12 protein-coding genes and 1 tRNA gene are annotated in these 14926 nt (G+C 62.6%); 9 read left to right on the top strand and 4 right to left on the bottom strand.

Annotated features, from left to right (window positions below):
* Positions 1 to 137: 137 nt before the first annotated feature.
* From typA to EPJ54_RS16035, 3 genes are all read left to right on the top strand, one after another.
* Positions 138 to 1979, top strand: coding sequence for a translational GTPase TypA (gene typA / locus EPJ54_RS16045; RefSeq protein WP_135212775.1), 1842 nt, complete (start codon positions 138 to 140; stop codon positions 1977 to 1979).
* 38 nt (positions 1980 to 2017) lie between these two features.
* Complete coding sequence (locus tag EPJ54_RS16040; protein ID WP_135212774.1) at positions 2018 to 2470, top strand: VOC family protein; 453 nt, start codon at positions 2018 to 2020, stop codon at positions 2468 to 2470.
* 193 nt (positions 2471 to 2663) lie between these two features.
* Positions 2664 to 3152 (top strand): hypothetical protein, encoded by a 489-nt coding sequence (locus tag EPJ54_RS16035; protein WP_135212773.1) that lies wholly within the window; start codon positions 2664 to 2666, stop codon positions 3150 to 3152.
* Between the two features lie 225 nt (positions 3153 to 3377).
* Here the strand turns inward: EPJ54_RS16035 and EPJ54_RS16030 are convergent, their stop codons facing one another.
* Both EPJ54_RS16030 and EPJ54_RS16025 read right to left on the bottom strand, forming a co-directional pair.
* Positions 3378 to 5237 carry an ABC-F family ATP-binding cassette domain-containing protein gene (locus EPJ54_RS16030; protein ID WP_135212772.1) on the bottom strand — a complete coding sequence of 620 codons (1860 nt, stop codon included), beginning with the start codon at positions 5235 to 5237 and terminating at the stop codon, positions 3378 to 3380.
* A gap of 166 nt (positions 5238 to 5403) precedes the next feature.
* On the bottom strand, positions 5404 to 8088 hold the full coding sequence (locus EPJ54_RS16025) for a TonB-dependent receptor (RefSeq protein WP_135212771.1): 2685 nt from the start codon (positions 8086 to 8088) through the stop codon (positions 5404 to 5406).
* Positions 8089 to 8269: 181 nt separating this feature from the next.
* Between EPJ54_RS16025 and EPJ54_RS16020 the strand changes: the two genes are divergently transcribed.
* Positions 8270 to 8839 (top strand): TetR/AcrR family transcriptional regulator, encoded by a 570-nt coding sequence (locus EPJ54_RS16020; protein WP_135212770.1) that lies wholly within the window; start codon positions 8270 to 8272, stop codon positions 8837 to 8839.
* Here the strand turns inward: EPJ54_RS16020 and EPJ54_RS16015 are convergent.
* Positions 8825 to 11071 (bottom strand): M28 family peptidase, encoded by a 2247-nt coding sequence (locus tag EPJ54_RS16015; protein ID WP_135212769.1) that lies wholly within the window; start codon positions 11069 to 11071, stop codon positions 8825 to 8827. The genes EPJ54_RS16020 and EPJ54_RS16015 overlap by 15 nt on opposite strands.
* Before the next feature lie 92 nt (positions 11072 to 11163).
* Positions 11164 to 11239 (bottom strand) — tRNA-Ala (locus tag EPJ54_RS16010).
* Positions 11240 to 11358: 119 nt separating this feature from the next.
* Here EPJ54_RS16010 and EPJ54_RS16005 point away from each other — a divergent pair.
* The 5 genes from EPJ54_RS16005 to EPJ54_RS15985 all read left to right on the top strand — a co-directional run bounded on the left by EPJ54_RS16005 (position 11359) and on the right by EPJ54_RS15985 (position 14926).
* Positions 11359 to 11670, top strand: a complete 312-nt coding sequence (locus EPJ54_RS16005) for a YggT family protein (protein WP_135212768.1) — start codon at positions 11359 to 11361, stop codon at positions 11668 to 11670.
* A 5-nt stretch (positions 11671 to 11675) separates the two neighbouring features.
* Positions 11676 to 11957, top strand: coding sequence for a DUF167 family protein (locus EPJ54_RS16000; RefSeq protein ID WP_135212767.1), 282 nt, complete (start codon positions 11676 to 11678; stop codon positions 11955 to 11957).
* Positions 11954 to 12847, top strand: a complete 894-nt coding sequence (locus EPJ54_RS15995; RefSeq protein ID WP_135212766.1) for a bifunctional 5,10-methylenetetrahydrofolate dehydrogenase/5,10-methenyltetrahydrofolate cyclohydrolase — start codon at positions 11954 to 11956, stop codon at positions 12845 to 12847. The genes EPJ54_RS16000 and EPJ54_RS15995 overlap by 4 nt, the downstream gene beginning before the upstream one ends.
* A gap of 78 nt (positions 12848 to 12925) precedes the next feature.
* Positions 12926 to 14524, top strand: coding sequence for an amino acid permease (locus tag EPJ54_RS15990; RefSeq protein WP_239590976.1), 1599 nt, complete (start codon positions 12926 to 12928; stop codon positions 14522 to 14524).
* A gap of 105 nt (positions 14525 to 14629) precedes the next feature.
* Complete coding sequence (locus tag EPJ54_RS15985) at positions 14630 to 14926, top strand: 4a-hydroxytetrahydrobiopterin dehydratase (protein ID WP_135212765.1); 297 nt, start codon at positions 14630 to 14632, stop codon at positions 14924 to 14926.

The raw sequence follows: 14926 nt of genomic DNA, 5'->3' as shown, positions 1-14926 counted from the left end.
TTTCTGATTGTCTTGTCATATTGCGCTGCACACATGCAAAAACGCATGGATAGTGCATAAGGAATTTCCACACGTGCCGTTGATGCAGGCGCCAGGGCCGGGCAGAACGCGCCACCACCTATACAGAAAGCGTCAAAATGGCCGAGCGCCTTAGGAATCTGGCGATCATCGCCCACGTCGACCATGGCAAGACGACGCTCGTTGACCAGCTGCTCTCGCAAGGCGGCGCCTTCCGCGCGAACGAAGCGCGCCAAGAGCGCGCCATGGATTCGAACGACCAAGAGCGCGAGCGCGGCATCACCATCCTGGCCAAGTGCACCTCGATCCTCTGGGACAAGGGCGGCGAGGAATATCGCCTCAATATCGTCGACACGCCCGGCCACGCCGATTTCGGCGGCGAAGTCGAACGCATCCTCGGCATGGTGGATGGTTGTGTGATCCTTGTGGACGCCAGCGAAGGCGTCATGCCGCAAACCAAGTTCGTGCTGTCGAAAGCACTGAAGCGCGGCCTGAAGCCGATGGTGGTGCTCAACAAGGTCGATCGCCCGAGCGCGAACCCTGACAACGCACTCAACGAAATCTTCGAACTCTTCCTCGCGCTCGGCGCCACCGACGAGCAAGCCGATTTCCCGATCCTTTACGCTTCCGGCAAGGAAGGCTGGGCGAAGACGGAAATGAGCGCCGAGAACAAGGACCTCACCCCCCTCTTCGAACTGATCGTGCGCCACGTGCCCGATCCTGAGCCGGTCTCGCGTCGCGACGAGCCATTCGGCTTCCTGGTGACGATGATCGATTCCGATCCGTTCCTCGGCCGCATGCTGACAGGCCGCGTTGAATCCGGCCGCGTGAAAGTGGGCGATCCGGTGCGCGCGCTCACGCGCGAAGGCAAAGAAATCGAGCGCGGGCGTTTGACCAAGCTGCTCTCGTTCCGCGGCTTGAAGCGCGTGCCCGTCGAAAGCGCCGAAGCTGGCGACATTATCGCTATCGCTGGCCTCGTTGACACAACGGTCGCCGACACGATTGGCTCGCCCGATCTTGCAGCGCCGATTCCGTCGACGCCGATCGATCCGCCAACCTTGGCGATCACCGTGTCGATCAACGATTCACCGCTCGCTGGCCGCGCCGGCGATAAGGTGCAAAGCCGCGTCATCCGCGCCCGCCTGATGGCGGAAGCGGAATCCAACGTCGCCATCCGCGTGACCGAGACGGGCAACAAGGACGCGTTTGAGGTCGCCGGTCGCGGCGAATTGCAACTCGGCGTGCTGGTGGAAACCATGCGCCGCGAAGGCTTCGAACTTTCACTCTCGCGCCCGAAGGTGCTGACGCGCAGCGAAAACGGCCAAACGCTTGAGCCGGTCGAAGAAGTCGTCATCGACGTCGACGATGAATACACCGGCGTCGTCATCGAAAAGATGAGCATCCGCAAGGCCGAGCTGCAGGACATGCGTCCGTCAGGCGGCGGCAAGACGCGCATGGTGATGTACGCGCCATCGCGCGGCATGGTCGGCTATCACGGCGAATTCCTCACCGACACGCGCGGTTCGGGCGTGATGAACCGCCTGTTCCATTCGTGGGCGCCGTGGAAGGGCGAGATTCCTGGCCGCCGCAACGGTGCGCTGATCTCGAACGACAACGGCCAATCGACGGCATACGCGTTGTGGAATCTGGAAGAGCGCGGCCAGATGTTCATCGCTGACGGCGAAGACGTCTATGAAGGCATGATCATCGGCGAAAACTCACGCGGCGAAGATCTCGATGTGAATCCGCTCAAAGGCAAAAAGCTCACCAACGTGCGCGCCTCGGGCAAGGATGAATCGATCCGCCTCACGCCGCCACGTCGCATGACGCTTGAACAAGCCATGGCCTGGATCGAAGATGACGAGCTGGTGGAAGTCACGCCGGCCGCCATCCGCATCCGCAAAGCCTATCTCGACCCGAACGAGCGCAAGCGCGCCGCGAAGGCCAAGGAAGCGAGCTAAATCGTGTTATGCTGCGCCTCTCATCAGGGAGGCGCGGCATGATCGATCCCAACGGCATCGCCCACATTCAGTTGACGGTGCGCGACGTCGCGGCGAGCCGGCCGTTCTACTATCGGCTGCTGCACGAGACGTTCGGCATGCGCGTGCAATACGATCATGCCGAGGTGTTCTATTGCATCGGCGGCCGTACCGGCGTGCTGATCCGCGCAGCAAGCGCCGAACATCGCGACACGCCGTTCGATCAGTGGCGCGTCGGCCTGCACCATTTCTGTTTCCGCCTTCGCTCACGCGAAGACGTGGAGGCGCTCCACACATCGATGCGCGATTTCGGCGCCAAGATCATCCGCGCCCCGGAAGAAGGCGCCTGGGCGCCCGGCTATTATTCGACATTGTTCAAAGACCCCGACGGCATCCGCATCGAAGCGCTGTTCATTCCCGGCAGCGGCAATCTCGATCGCATCAAAGACAAGCCACTGACGCCGGTGGGTTAGCAAATGCGGGGATAGAGCGGCGCTCTATCCCACACGCGCCGGCCCTCTTGGACCGCCGGCGTCCCCGCCGGGGTGGTTGAAACAGCAATATCTTCAAAGATTTTGTACGCCAAACCAAACCGCCGGCTGGAAGCCGGCGGTCAAGAAAAAGAATCTATCCGACCGACTTATGCGCGCACTTACTCTGCCGCGCATGAAACACACCGCCCCCACCATCACAGAGCATAGAAAGACCAGGCTGATCGCCGGGGCTCGTCTGCTGCTCTTCTGGGTGGGCGCGCTCATGTTTCGCGACAGCTTAGGCCGCGTCAGCGAACGTCACCTGCTCGCACGCGGCTTCTACGCCAATCTCGACGCCGTCGCCGGCACCATCAACAACATCATCATCCTTCACGCGGCCGCCAAGCTTGGCATGGGCACAGGTCATCCGCCGAAGCTGCGCACCATCACCCGCGCGGGCCGCGGCTCCTATCTCCGCAAGCGCTTGCAACATCGCGACCTGCTCACGCGCTTCGTGCTCATCGTGAACACACTCAACAACGTCGACGCCCTCGCCGACCGCGCCGCGCGTCGCCTCGCCCGCGGCCTCACGCGCCTCTTCGGCATTCGCTTAGTGCGTCCGCTGCACGAGCGCGTCAGCACGCTGGCTACTCCGCCAGTGTTTGCAGCGGATAGCTCCTAACATGGAGCGCGGGAGTCCTCGCCCGCACCTTTCCGTCGACCCAACCGTGTGAGGCCCCGCTTCACGCGGCCAAGGTCGTGCGCAGTCCCTCCCCGCGCGCGCGGAGGGGTAGGGGTGGGGACCGCTCAGTGTTTGAAGAGCGCACATCATACGGGCCGGCGCGCAACCTTGATCGACGGCGCGGTCCCCACCCCTGCCCCTCCCCACTTCGTGAGGAGGGGTGGGCTATGCGCGCTCTAAAGCCTCGCTCGCTTCGAGCCATGCGGCCTCGGCTTTCGCTAAGCCGGTCGCCGCATGGGAGCGCTCTTTCAACAAAGATTCCCCGCGCTTCTGATCGCGATTGAAAAGCTCCGGATCGGCCAGCGCCGTATCGATCTTCGCGAGCGCAGCTTGCGCTTGTTGCATCTCGGCTTCGGCGGCTTCGAGCTTGCGCTGCAACGTGTATTTCGAAACCTTCGGCTTCGTCTCAGCTTGCGCCGAAGCGGCTTCCACCTGCTTCACCGTGCCCTCATCACGCGGGCGATCCGCCGCCGCGACAAGCTTGCGATAATCTTCGAGGTCGCCGTCATATTGGCGCGCGCGCCCGTGATAGACGAGCCAGAGGCGATCCGCGCAGGCTTCGGCCAGATAGATGTCGTGCGTGATCAGCAGCACGGCGCCTTCGTATTCATTGATGGCGTGGATCAAAGCTTCGCGGCTGTCGATATCCAAGTGCGAGGTCGGTTCGTCGAGGATCAGAACGTGAGGTTTGTGGTGCGCCATCAGGCCCAACAACAACCGCACCTTCTCGCCGCCCGAGAGGTTCTGAACCTTCGTGTCGATCTTCTCGACGCCGAAACCCATCCGCGCCGCAAGCGAGCGCAGACGCGGCGGCGCCCAATCCGGCTCCAAATCGCGCACGTGCTCCAGCACGGTTTCGCCTTCGCGCAATTCGTCCAACTGATCCTGGCTGAAATAGCCCATTACGGCTTTGCCCGAGGCGACGCGCTTCCCGGCCAGTAGCGGCAACCGCGCGGCAATCGATTTCACCAACGTCGTCTTGCCCTGCCCATTCGGGCCGATGATGACGATGCGGTCATCGTGATCGAGCCGCAGCGACACCTTCTTCAGGACCGGCTTGCCTTCGATGTAGCCAAGATCGCATTCGTCCAGCACGACGAGCGGCGACGCCAGCTGCACCGGATCCTCGAAGTGGAACGGGATCGTGCGCTCTTCGAGCGGCACGGCGATGTCCTGCATCTTTTCGAGCTGCTTGATCCGGCTCTGCGCCTGCGCCGCCTTCGACGCCTTGGCGCGGAAGCGATCGATGAATTTTTGCAGATGCGCCTTTTGCGCATCCTGCTTGGCCTTCATCCCTTGCGCCAGCGCCATGCGCTCGGCCTTCTTCTTCAGATACGCATCGTAGCCGCCAACGAAGACTTCAAGCTTCTTGTCATCCAGCGCCAGGATATGCGTCACCGAACGATTGAGCATTTCGCGGTCGTGGCTGACGCAGATCACGGTGTGCTCGTATTCGCGCAGATATTCTTCGAGCCAGGCCGCGCCTTCGAGATCGAGATAGTTCGTCGGTTCGTCGAGGATGAGCAGATCGGGCTTGGAGAAGAGCACGCCGGCGAGTGCGGCGCGCATGCGCCAGCCGCCGGAGAATTCGCGCGCGGCGCGCGTCAGATCTTCTTGTTCGAAACCGAGCCCGATCATGATGGCGCTGGCGCGCGCTTCGCCCGAATAGCCGTCGATCTCGGCCAAGCGCATATGGATGTCGGCGATGCGCTGTGGGTCTTCCGCCGTCTCCGCTTCCTTCAGCAGCGCCGTCATCTCCTCGTCCGCCGCCATCACAAGTTCGATCAGCGGCGTGTCGACCTGCGGGGCCTCCTGCGCAACGAAGCCCATGCGCGCGCCGCGACGCACGCGGATCGATGAATTGGCCTTGCCCACTTCGTCGCGGATCAGCTTCAGCAGCGTCGACTTGCCCGTGCCATTGCGGCCGACGAGGCCGACCTTCCAGCCCTCAGCGATGAACGCATTGGCGTTCTCGAACAACGGCCGGGGGCCGATGCGATAGGTGAGGTCGGAAATCTCCAGCATGGGGGCTGCGTTAGACCCGCCAGCGGGCGCGAATGCAAGCTTTGGCGTGCACTCCACGCAGTCGTGAACGAGTCACACGACGAAAAACGGCCGTGGCGAGCGCCACGGCCGAGTCTTCCCTTGAGAGGCGCGGCGGGATGGACGCCGAGCCTTTATTCCAAAGCGCTTAGTAGCGCGCCCGCAGCGTGATGCCGTAGGTGCGCGGGTCACCCAAGAACGCGCCCTGCGTCGGACCCGCCGTGCCTTGTTGCAATGGCGCGTCGAACGCGACTTGGACGTATTCCTCATCGGTAAGATTACGCGCCCAGAGCTCAACCGCCCAACGCTCGTCCGCCGTGGCCAGACCGATGCGGCCGTTCACCAACGTATAGGACGGTTGCAACTTGGACGGACGCAAGTCCGAACCCGTCAGCTGATCGTCGACATAGCGCGCGTCGAGATAGGCCAAGCCCATCATCGCGCCGTTGAACAGCGGTCGATTGTAAGTGAACGACGTCGTGGCGGTCCACTCCGGCGAATTCGTCAGCTGAGAATTCGGCAAGCGGGCCAGCGTCTGCTCACCTGTGATCGGGTTGCGGTTCGCAAGCACCCAACCATCGTCCGGACCATAGGTCGCGTCAGTGTAAGCGACGCCTCCATTGATGGAGAGGCCTTCGATTGGCGTGCGCCAGATCAGGTCGAGCTCGACGCCTTCCGAAGTTACTTCCGGCACAGTCGTCACAACGAATTGGATGCCATTGTAGGTGTTGAGCTGGAAGTTCGAATACTCATTCGAATAGACGGCCATGTTCAGCAGCAGGTCGCCGTTGAACCATTCCGTCTTCACGCCGATTTCGTACGCGTCAACAAGTTCGGCGTCGAAGTCAGACGACGGCGCACCGCCTTGATAGGTGTAGTCGAAGTTCCGATCGAGGTTGAAGCCGCCGCCCTTGTAGCCGCGCGAGAACGAGGCGTAGGCGGAGATGTTATCGGTGAATTCATGGCGAAGCGAAACAACGCCCGACCATTCGTCTTCACCGCGGCTTTGGTTGTAGCCGACCGCATCAAGCTCGTTACGGAGCCACGGCACGCAATAGCCTGAGCGAAGCGCGGCGATGACCGAGCTGAGCGGCGGGCCCGCGGGCGCAACGGTTGGGTTGCAATTGTTGAATGGCGCAAGCGTGCCAGCTGGCAGCGCGAACGCGGCTTCGAGACCCGCGATCGTCGCCGACCGCAGCGCGTTGACGTTGAACGGTGTGTTGAAGTCCGCTACCAAATCCTTGTCTTCTGTGGTGAAGCGCAAGCCGACCGTGAGATCGGTTTGGTCTGTGATCGCGAAGATGTTGTGCGTGAAGAAGGCGAGCGAGCTGCCGTCTTGCACATAATGGTCGAACGAACCGACATTCGCCGGCACGAGCGCGAGGCCGTTGTACAGCGTCGAGAGCGAGCCGCCGACGGGCGCCGTGCCGAGGCCAGGCGCGACGGTGCCGCCCGATATGATGCTGTCGAGACCAGCGAAGTACGCGCCGTATTGGGAACCGGTTTGGAACGAGAAATTCCGGTCGATGACTTCGTCGGAATAGAACACGCCAAACAGCCAATCGAGACGGCCCCACTCGCCCGCGAGACGGAACTCTTGCGTGAAGATTTCGAACTCGGTGCCGTTCGCGTCGCCTTGCGGGACGTACACGATGTCAGCTTGCGAGTAATCGGAATCGCTGCCGCCGGCGGAAGACCAATTGCGATAAGCCGAGATGGAGGTCAGCGTCGCGTTGCCGAAATCCCAATTCAGCTCGCCCGACACGCCGTAATCTTGCAGTGACGCCGCATAGCCGTAGTTCGAGAAGCCGATGCGATCGCCGATATTGCCATCACCCAGCGCTCCCAGCGGCGTGCCAACGCTGACATTCGGGCCATAGCCGCCCAGGTTGGCGATCCATTGCTGGCGGCCGGTGCCGTAATTGACGGGCGCGCCTTCAACGCCGGAAGCGTTGAGGTTCGTAACCGGATTGCCGTTGAGCAGAACTGGATTGTAAATCTGCGCCGCGCAGCAGGCTTCATCCCGCTCCGAATAGTCGGCAATCAAACGCAGATCGACATCGTCTGTAATCTGCCACAGCAATTGGCCGCGCAGATTGTAAGCGCCGCGTGTGTTTGCATCGCCACTATCGTCGTTCGGACGCGACGGGCCAAGCAAAGTGTTCGGGCCGTCATTGTTAATGTCGAGGAAGCCATCGCGATCGGACTTCGACGCGAAGAAATTCAGACCGATGACGTCCTCGACTAGCGGAATGTTCACACCGGCAGCAAGACGCGTCTCGCCCCAATCGCCGTACGTCGCTTCGCCGAAGGCGTCGAATTCGCCGAGGTCCGGCGCGCGCGTGTTGATCGTGATGAGGCCGGCCGATGTGTTGCGACCGAACAGCGTGCCCTGCGGGCCGCGTAGAACTTCGATCTGAGCGACGTCGCCAAGATCAGACAGCGCCACACCGTTGCGGGCGCGATAGACGCCGTCGATGAAAATGCCGACCGCCGATTCGAGGCCCGGGTTCGAGCCTTGCGTGCCGACGCCCCGGAGGCGCGCCGTGGCCGAGGCTTCACTTTCAGACACGTTGAACTGGAGCGCCGGCGCGACCGATGTCAGGTCCTGCACATCGCGGATGCCTGAGTTTGCAATCATCTCCGCCGTGACCGGCGTGACCGCGATCGGCACTTCCTGCAGCGACTGATCGCGCCGCGTGGCGGTGACGACAATCTCGTCATCCGTTTCTTGTGCCAGTGCGGGGGTGGCCGTGATGGCCCCCGCGACGCCCAAACCAAAAGCCATAAGCGCGCGCGTGCTCGCGCGGATTCCATCCCGCTTCTTCGACATTAAATTCCCTCCCGCGTGTCTCCGAGGTCTTTGAGCCTCGCCGTACACTTGTGTATGGTAGGGTCGTTTTTGTTCCGGCGTCTAGAGCAATTTCGCCCCAATTCGCACGCTGTGTTGATTGCGTAACACTGACAATCGTCATGCTGCACCGCAACATGGCCAATAAGAGCGAGAAAAGGCCATGAGCGAAACGTCGCCAAACGGCACCGCAAGTCTAGATGTCGCCGCCTGGGTCGAAGCGGCGTTCGACGTGATGGCGGAAGGCGGCATCGACGCGGTGCGTGTCGATCCGTTGGCCAAGCGCTTGGGCGTCACGCGCGGCAGCTTTTACTGGCACTTCGCCGATCGCGATGCGCTGCATCTAGCAATGCTGAAGCATTGGCGCGAGGGCGCGAGCTATCTCATCTATGCGCGCGTGGAGCGCGCGGCCGACGCGAAGACGCCGGCGGAACGCCTGGAAACGCTGCTCTCTCTGCCCTATTCGAGCCCCCGCTCAGCGCGCGCTGCAGCGATAGAGCTTGCGGTGCGTCTCTGGGCGCGCCGCGACAAACGCGCAGCCAAAGCGGTCCGCCACATCGACCGGGTGCGCTTGGACTATTTCCAAAAGCTCTTGATGCAACATGGTCTAGACAAGGACGAAGCGCGCAAGCGTGCGTTCTTGTTCTACGCCGCGCTGATGGCCGAGGCGCTGATCTTCACGGACAATCGCGATCAGACCCGCGTCGATCTCAAGCACTCATTGCTGGGCTGAGGCTGGCTGCACCGTGCCAAGCGTGAGCGCGATGTCGCCCGTGTGGGCCGCTGTCGTGTAGCTTGGACGCGCCGCCACAAGCTCGGCGGCGATTTCGGGCGCGCCGAGATATTGACCGAGCACGAGCCAATCCGTCGGGGTCGCGTCCGCATTCACCACCAAGACCGTTTCAGCACCATCGCACGCGCGGCCGACACAGATGATGCTGTTGAAATCGACTGTGGCTGATGAGTTCAGCACCGGCGCGGCGTCGACGCCGTTGATACTCGCACGCGAGAGTTCGGCGGAGAACGGCACGCGGATCGTTGTGCGATAGGCTCCATTTGTCGCGTAGCGTAGACGTACGGTGCGCGCGCCATCGATCACTTCGTCGCTCACAAGCTCGACGCGCGGCGCAGGCAGGTTCGCGCTTGGCACGGACGTGCTCCACGATGGATAGCGATCACCAGGCACGACCATGCGTGACGTGAAAGGTGCGGCGGCGGCGATCTCTTGCGGCAACGGCAAGCGCGGTGGGCCGGCAATGATGTGCGCGTCGTTGTTCAGGGCATCTTGGAAATAGACGAAATTAAACGCGCGCGGCCGCGCCACCGTGGAGGACGGCAATAGCGCGGCGACGCCAATGGCGACCAGGGCAAGCGCGCCAAGTGCAGCGACGGGCAGTCGCCACGGCTTCTCGCCTTGCAACCGCGCGATCGGGCCAAGCCACGGCAGCAGCGCAATCACGATGAGTACGGCATTGAGTGCGGGCATGTCGTAGCCCAACGTCACTTCAACCAAGGCAAAGAGCGGCGCCCAGATGATGAGCGCGGCGAGTGCTGCAAGCAGAGCGCCGAACCGCGCGGCAACCGGCCAACGCCACGCGAGCAATGCGCTCAGCGCGAAAATCGAAGCTGCGAGCGCGTCGAGAATGGAAAGGCCGGGCAATGCAATCGCGCCAGCCAAGCCGAAGAGCGCGAACCACAGCATGGCGGAGGCTTCCACCAGCGGCGCACTGGCGCGTTTGTCGGCGAACCAAAGACCAATGGCGAGCGCGGTGAGCGCGATCAGACCTGTCCAAGCGCGCGTCGCTTCGGGGTGCCCGAACCAGAACATGCCGGGGCGCAACGTATTGAAGGCGTAGCCGATCAGAAATGAAGCGAGCCCCGCGACAAGGAGCGCAATGAGCGGCGCAGCAAAAGCGCGCCAACGGCCTTGGCGCCCGCGCGTCCAGAAATATGCGGCGGCGATGATCGCGCTGATGGCGAGCAGCGCCGTGCCAAGCCATTCCGGCAAACTTATAAGGACGCGACCGAGAATATCGGTGAAGATAAGCGCCTCTGCGCTGCCAGCGTCGGCGTTCAACGCAAAAGCGCGTGTCGTGCCAAGCGCGCTATCGCCCATATGCTGCAAGCTCACGCGGCTCATGTTCGCGAGATTGTCTTGCGGCGTATGATAATTGGGCCAGCTATCCGAGATTGCGATGTTGACGATATCGACGCCCTCGCGCCGCAAGACGGTGACATCCGTCGAGTTCGGCAACAGATCATAAACAGCGGCCATCATCGAATTCGTCATCGGACGCTGCGCGCCAGCGGCGTAAGCGCGGACTGAATCCGCGTTCGGCCGTGCGGTTTCGAAGAACGTCGCCGGACCACTCGTGCCACGCGCTTCAAGGTTCACGATCGCTTGCACGTCGTTCATTTGCGGGTCTTGCGTTGCGAAGGCGTGTGCGCCGAGCAACGCCACCTCTTCGCCGTCGCTGATCAGAAAGATCACGCGGCGCTGCAAATCTTGTTGTGAGAGCAAACGCGCGATCTCGAGCCAAGCGGCCATACCCATGCCGGCATCGCTCGCGCCTGGGCCGGCCGGTACTGAATCATAATGTGTGGCGGCGAGGATCGCGGGGCCTTCGCTTGGACCCACGCTGAACACGACATTCCGCACGCGTGCGCAATACGAAACGGGCGCTTCGGGGTGCGGCAGACAGGTAAAATGCTCGCGCACCTCGGGGGTGAAGCCGAGCGCGCGGATCTCGATGAGCAAGCGCTCGCGCACCCGATCAGCAGCTTCGGTGTCGAGCGGGTGCGGCTCTTCCGGCGACAGCACGCGCTCAATGCGGGCGAACGCAGCATTGGCGTCGAAGGCGTCCGGTGCGTTGGAGGTGCGAACCGGGTCAGGCTGGATGACGTAGCCGGCGCCCATCAGCGCCAGGAACAGCAGGCCGAACAAAAGCAAAGCGCGCAACGACATAGATCAGCTCCCAGAACCGGGATCTCACGGCGCAGCGTTATTGCCTAGGCTGAGTGAAGGTACCGGAGCCCGATCTGGCGCAAGCGAAAGGATGGTGGACCTGAGCGGGATCGAACCGCTGACCTCGTCATTGCGAACGACGCGCTCTCCCAACTGAGCTACAGGCCCCCTTCGCGGGAGCCGCGATATAGTGCCGGTGCGGCTGGGGCGTCAAGGCGCTCACCTTGCCGAATCCAGGCGGACCGGTTTAGACCCCTCCGAACCGCTGAAACACGCTGAAGAGCCGCATGATCAACATTTTATACCAGCTCATCCACACGGTGCTCGGCCTTCTGGTCGTGGTGCTGATTGTGCACGTGGTGCTGTCCTGGCTGTTCGCGTTCGACATTGTCAGCCGCCGCAACGAATTGGTGAGCGGCATCTGGCGCTTCACCAGCGCCATTACCGAACCGATGTTGCGACCGTTGCGTCGCCTGATCCCGCCGATCGCGGGCGTCGATCTGTCGGTGCTGGTGTTGCTGCTCGTCATTGTGCTGGTGCGCGACAGCGTGCTGCCGTGGCTGGTCAATCTGCTGGTGGGCGGAGGCTCGTTCCTCTGAGCCGGATGCGCGTCCGGCTGACGCCCTCGGGCGGCGCTGACCGCATCGATGGCGCGGATCTTGACGAAGCCGGCCTGCCCTATCTGAAAGCGCGCGTGCGTGCGGCGCCGGAAAAGGGTGAGGCCAATGCGGCGCTGGAAAAGCTGCTGGCCAAAGCGTTGGGCGTGCCAAAATCGCGCGTGCAGGTGGCGCGCGGCGCGACAGCGCGCTTAAAGACGATCGAGATTGACGGCGTCAGCGAAGCGGAGATCGCATCGTTTCTCGCCAAGCATAAGGAGTCGCAATGAGCGGACGCATCATCGACGGGAAAGCGATCGCGGCGAGCCTGCGCGCCGATGTAGCTGCGGCCGTGAAAGCTCTGCCGAGCCAGCCGGCCCTCGTGGTCGTGCTGGTCGGGGACGATCCAGCCAGCCAAGTCTATGTGACCTCCAAGGGCAAAGCCACGCGCGAAGCCGGTATGCGCTCGGTGGAAATCCGACTGCCGGCGGACACGAGCGAGGCCGACCTGATTGCACGCGTCGATGCCCTCTCTCGCGACCCGGAGGTGGACGGCATCCTCGTGCAATTGCCGCTGCCCAAGCACATTCACGAAGCCAACGTGCTGGCGGCGATCGATCCGCTGAAGGATGTGGATGGGCTCACGGAAGCCAGCGCTGGCAAGCTCGTGCTCGGCAAGCCGGGCTTGCGGCCTTGTACGCCGGTGGGTTCGGTGATCCTGGCGAAGACCGAGCGCCCCGATCTCGCGGGTGCGAACGTGGTCGTGATCGGCCGCTCGATCCTTGTGGGCAAGCCGGCGGCGCTTTTGTTCCTCGAACAGAACGCGAGCGTGACGATTGCACACTCTAAAACACGCGATCTGAGGATGGTGTGCCGCGGCGCGGACGTTCTGGTGGCGGCTGTGGGCCGCCCAGAAATGGTGCGCGGTGATTGGATCAGGCCGGGCGCGATCGTGATCGACGTCGGCACCAATCGCGTGCCTGCGCCTGAGAAGGGTGAAGGCAAAACCAAACTCGTCGGCGACGTGCATTTTGCCGAAGCCATTCAAGTCGCTGCGGCGGTAACGCCGTCGCCGGGCGGCGTCGGCCCCATGACGATCGCCTGCCTTCTGCGCAATACCGTGCTCGCGGCATGCGCACGACGGGGCTGGACCGTGCCCGACGCACTCGCACAAAGTTAAAAGCGACCCTCGGCGCTTGTGAGCACCCGAAAGCGCGTCTAGCTTCCGCCCCCTAGCCCACCAGGGAGGGGATCCAACGTGGCAAATCCATCGAAGCCAAGCGGTCTCGGCCGTCTGTTCATCCGCAAGTCGGTTGAACAAATGCACGCCGAGCACGAGCAAGGCGAATTGAAAAAGACACTAGGCCCGATCAATCTGATCTTGCTCGGCATCGGCTGCATTATTGGCACCGGCATTTTCGTTCTGACCGGACGCGCGGCGGCGGAATTCGCCGGCCCCGGCATCATGATTTCATTCGTCATCACCGGCACGCTCTGTGCGCTGGTGGCTCTCTCGTACGCGGAGCTTGCGTCGGCGATCCCGGTCTCGGGGTCGGCGTATTCCTATTCCTATGCATCGATGGGCGAGATCGTCGCCTGGGTGATGGGTCTGCTCCTCGTGCTCGAATACGGCCTCGCCGCTTCGACCGTGGCCGTGGGCTGGTCGGGCTACACGGTCAGTTTGCTCGCAGATCTCGGCGTGCACATACCCGCGGCACTCACAGCGGCGCCAGGCGTGCCAGTGCTTGATCACGACACCGGCGAACAAATCGCCGTTGGCATGGTCAACTTGCCGGCGATCATTGGCCTTATCGCGGTCACGTGCTTGCTGGTTGTCGGCATTTCGGAATCGGCGTTGGTCAACAACATCGTCGTGTTCATCAAGGTTGGCGTTGTTATCGCGTTCATCGTGATCGGCGCGGCCTACGTGAACCCGGACCTCTGGACCCCGCTCATTCCGGAGCAAATCCCGGCGCCTGCGCCGGGCACGGACATGAGCATCTGGGCGCAGATTGGACGCGCACTTTGGGGCGTGCTGACAGGCGCCGACACCGGCCAGTATGGCGTGCCCGGCCTGATCACGGGCGCGGCGACCATCTTCTTCGCCTATATCGGCTTCGAAGCGGTCTCCACCGCCGGCGCGGAATCGAAGAACCCGGGCCGCGACATGCCGATCGGCATTCTCGGCTCGCTCATTATCTGCACCATTCTCTATATTCTGACCTGCGCTGTGCTGGTCGGCATCGTGCCGTACACCCAGCTCAACAATCCGGCGCCGATCGCGCTGGCCGTCGATCAAATCGGCCTGCCGTGGTTTGCCTTCGTGGTGAAGCTCGGCGCGTTCGCCGGTCTTTCGTCGGTGATGCTGGTGCTGCTCTATGGCCAAACCCGCATCTTCTACACGATGGCGCGCGACGGCCTGATCCCGCAGGTGTTCGCCAACGTGCACCCGAAGCTGAAGACGCCCTGGATCAATACGATCCTGGTCGGCCTGCTCGCCATGGGCTTTGGCGGCTTCATGAGCCTCGACTCGCTGGCGAACCTCACCAACGTCGGCACGCTCGCCGCGTTCGGCATTGTCTGCTTGACGGTGATCTATCTGCGCTTTGCCCGGCCGAACATGAACCGGCCGTTCAAGACGCCGCTGTTCCCGATCACGCCTTTGCTCGGCGCGCTGATGTGCATCTTCTTGCTGCTGTCGCTGATGGCGCACGACGAGACGCGCAACTTCTTCCTGATTTATCTGGCGGGCGGCTTCGTGCTCTACTTCGCCTACGGGCTGTGGAACTCGAAGCTCGGCAAGGGTGAAGTGGTCACGGGCCACGAACAGCCGAACCCGGTTCAGCCGAACCAATAAGGCAAACACCAAACTCAAGAGCGCCGCCGTCGAAAGACGGCGGCGTTTTTGTTTGGGCTCGCCTTCGGACGCGGTCGCGCCATATTGAACGCAAAGGAGCGAGCCATGCCTGCAGAGAAGATTGGCGCATCAGCCGCAATCGCCCGCCTCCAAGGCTGGCATGCCACGGGTGACCGCGACGCGATCACCAAGGAATTCCGTTTCAAGGATTTCAACGCCGCCTTCGCGTTCATGACGCGCGTGGCGCTGTTCGCGGAAAAGCACGACCACCATCCGGAATGGACGAACGTCTATAATCGCGTCGAGGTCACGCTCACGACGCACGACGCGGGCGGGGTCACGGACAAGGACGTGGCCCTGGCGCATTTCATGGATCGCGCCGCCGAGGATTATCGCGACTAA

The organism is Vitreimonas flagellata, from assembly GCF_004634425.1.
Taxonomy (GTDB): domain Bacteria; phylum Pseudomonadota; class Alphaproteobacteria; order Caulobacterales; family Aquidulcibacteraceae; genus Vitreimonas; species Vitreimonas flagellata.
This window is presented reverse-complemented; position numbering and strand designations above follow the sequence as displayed.

Bases quoted from the DNA above. Each gene is read 5' to 3' on its own strand.
- EPJ54_RS16005 (WP_135212768.1), top strand. From the start codon at position 11,359: ATGATCAACATTTTATACCAGCTCATCCACACGGTGCTCGGCCTTCTG.
- EPJ54_RS16035 (WP_135212773.1), top strand. From the start codon at position 2,664: ATGAAACACACCGCCCCCACCATCACAGAGCATAGAAAGACCAGGCTG.
- EPJ54_RS16015 (WP_135212769.1), bottom strand. From the start codon at position 11,071: ATGTCGTTGCGCGCTTTGCTTTTGTTCGGCCTGCTGTTCCTGGCGCTG.
- EPJ54_RS16040 (WP_135212774.1), top strand. From the start codon at position 2,018: ATGATCGATCCCAACGGCATCGCCCACATTCAGTTGACGGTGCGCGAC.
- EPJ54_RS16025 (WP_135212771.1), bottom strand. From the start codon at position 8,088: ATGTCGAAGAAGCGGGATGGAATCCGCGCGAGCACGCGCGCGCTTATG.
- EPJ54_RS16000 (WP_135212767.1), top strand. From the start codon at position 11,676: ATGCGCGTCCGGCTGACGCCCTCGGGCGGCGCTGACCGCATCGATGGC.
- typA (WP_135212775.1), top strand. From the start codon at position 138: ATGGCCGAGCGCCTTAGGAATCTGGCGATCATCGCCCACGTCGACCAT.
- EPJ54_RS15995 (WP_135212766.1), top strand. From the start codon at position 11,954: ATGAGCGGACGCATCATCGACGGGAAAGCGATCGCGGCGAGCCTGCGC.
- EPJ54_RS16020 (WP_135212770.1), top strand. From the start codon at position 8,270: ATGAGCGAAACGTCGCCAAACGGCACCGCAAGTCTAGATGTCGCCGCC.
- EPJ54_RS15985 (WP_135212765.1), top strand. From the start codon at position 14,630: ATGCCTGCAGAGAAGATTGGCGCATCAGCCGCAATCGCCCGCCTCCAA.
- EPJ54_RS16030 (WP_135212772.1), bottom strand. From the start codon at position 5,237: ATGCTGGAGATTTCCGACCTCACCTATCGCATCGGCCCCCGGCCGTTG.